Origin of the sequence: Endozoicomonas sp. ONNA1 (assembly GCF_024606325.1) — a bacterium.
Lineage (GTDB): Bacteria > Pseudomonadota > Gammaproteobacteria > Pseudomonadales > Endozoicomonadaceae > Endozoicomonas_A.
Window position 1 is genome coordinate 1 of the sequence record NZ_JAHHPN010000681.1, and the last position, 1836, is coordinate 1836.

Below are 1836 nucleotides of genomic sequence, written 5' to 3' on the forward strand. Positions count from 1 at the left end.
AGACCAATTTATTGCAACCGCAATAGGACAGCCTTAAGTCCGACAGGCTGCCAGGGAACTTATACCGGGTTCAATGTGTCAAAAAGTGTACGGTTTAAGCAATTTTAAACATCAACTCATTCTAATTAATTCACTACACTTCTTGACTAATGCGTAGTGTTCTTGAAACAGGAGGATAGTGTAATGAAGAGATTTCTCAAATTTGGTCTTCCTTTTGCCCTGTTGCTTTCTCCGGGTGTTAATGCAGAACCGTGCTGGCAATCCCAGTCGGTTCTACCAGCTGATGGCAGCCTGTGTATAGTCATTGATGATGAAGTCAAGCCTGGCAAACCACAATGGTACTTCGGCAGAGCGGCGCTGGACCTGACAGAACCCGTTCAGGCGGCAGACAACAAAAAGAACTTTTGTGTCTATGAAGTAAAGAATAGTGACGGCCATGATATCAAACGAAGCCGCAACTACTTCTGGCTGAATGCTACAGAAAGAGAGGTTCTGTCCAGTTTCTACAAACTGCCTATGCACAAGAATGATCCGCTCAGTCCTGATCAGTCTGATAAGTGGGTGATGAACTCTGGCTCTCTGGTAGGTCTTTTCAGGTTCTGCTCTGCTGAAAGACCAAAAGATGTCGGGTTCAGTGATCTCGACCTGTGTGTAAAACCTCTGCCAAACAATGGTATCGCTTTTGGAAAGTTTACCCATACGACTAAATGCAAGGTGTTTGATGCAGGTGTTGGCAAAGAACTGATGCCCTTGTCTGAACTGCAGACTTTACGTAAAGATCGGCCTGATATCACTTGGGTAGGCGAAGGTTGGGCTGTGCGCGATGGTCAGCCGTTTGCCACGCACACGGTTTATGGTATCCCTGATTCCACAGAATATTGCCTGCTTCAGGCCATGATTCGAGGCCACCAATTTTGCAGCGTTGATAAAACCGGGCACTACCAGACAGGCAATGAGATTGACTATGGAGATACAGATGGAGGTATAAACGATGCCTATCGTCTTAATTATTCTGATAAGCCCAAAAGCAAATCAGAACTGTAAGATCATGGATTACTATTGACAAATACAAGTCGGGAGCTTTGAGCAGTGAGGCGGCTATCAGAATAGGGTGAGAGCCGGTAAATTCTGAAAGCCGTTCCTCCAGAAAAAAAGCGGGAGGCCCCTGACAAGAATGGAAATAAGAAAAGCACAACGCAGTGATGCTCAGAGAGCTTTTGAACTTCGTAATCTGGCGATACTTTCTCAATGCCGGTCATTACAGTGATGAAGCTTTGACTCTCTGGACTGAAGGCTCTAACTCTGAGAATTTTATGGATAGCGTTGAGCAGAATTTTCTTGTTGCGATGATGGAAGGAGAAGAAGCCGGTACGGGAATGATTGATACCAGGGACAGTGCGGTCGATGCAATCTTTGTCGACCCACAGTTTATGAGGATGGGCGTTGCTCGCAAAATGATGATTCATCTGGAACAAATTGCGAAAGAAGCCGGTCTCTCCCAAATAAAGCTGAATTCGACTTTGAATGCAGCTCCCTTTTATCGGCGTCGTGGTTTTGAGGGAGATAAAGTTTCCACTTATCACTCTCCCGGTGGAATCATGCTGGACTTTATTCCCATGACCAAAAGCCTTTCTGAATAACAAGCCCGGCTGATGCATTCAGCAGGTCTTTTGAACAGGCAGTCTTGCAATGGTGAGGTTTATCCTGCTGCTGACTCATGGCCGCAGTTTCACCCGAACCTCCGGGAGCCTGTCGCAAAAGTGCAACGCTTCGCCGATACGGCGTTAAAAAGTGGCTCAAAATGCTCATTTACTCGCTGTAAACTGCGCTTTTTCG

2 protein-coding genes are annotated in these 1836 nt (G+C 46.1%); both read left to right on the forward strand.

Translation table 11 applies throughout. The features are described from left to right. Positions 1-183 precede the first annotated feature (183 nt). Entirely contained in the window at positions 184-1044 is an 861-nt protein-coding gene (locus tag KDK19_RS15970; protein WP_257280999.1) for a hypothetical protein, read from the forward strand. A gap of 173 nt (positions 1045-1217) precedes the next feature. Beyond that, positions 1218-1640, forward strand: a complete 423-nt coding sequence (locus KDK19_RS15975; RefSeq protein WP_257287552.1) for a GNAT family N-acetyltransferase — start codon at positions 1218-1220, stop codon at positions 1638-1640. The last annotated feature ends 196 nt before the right edge of the window (positions 1641-1836 follow it).

Excerpts from the sequence above, each read along its gene's own strand:
- KDK19_RS15970 (WP_257280999.1), top strand. The coding sequence starts at position 184 with ATGAAGAGATTTCTCAAATTTGGTCTTCCTTTTGCCCTGTTGCTTTCT.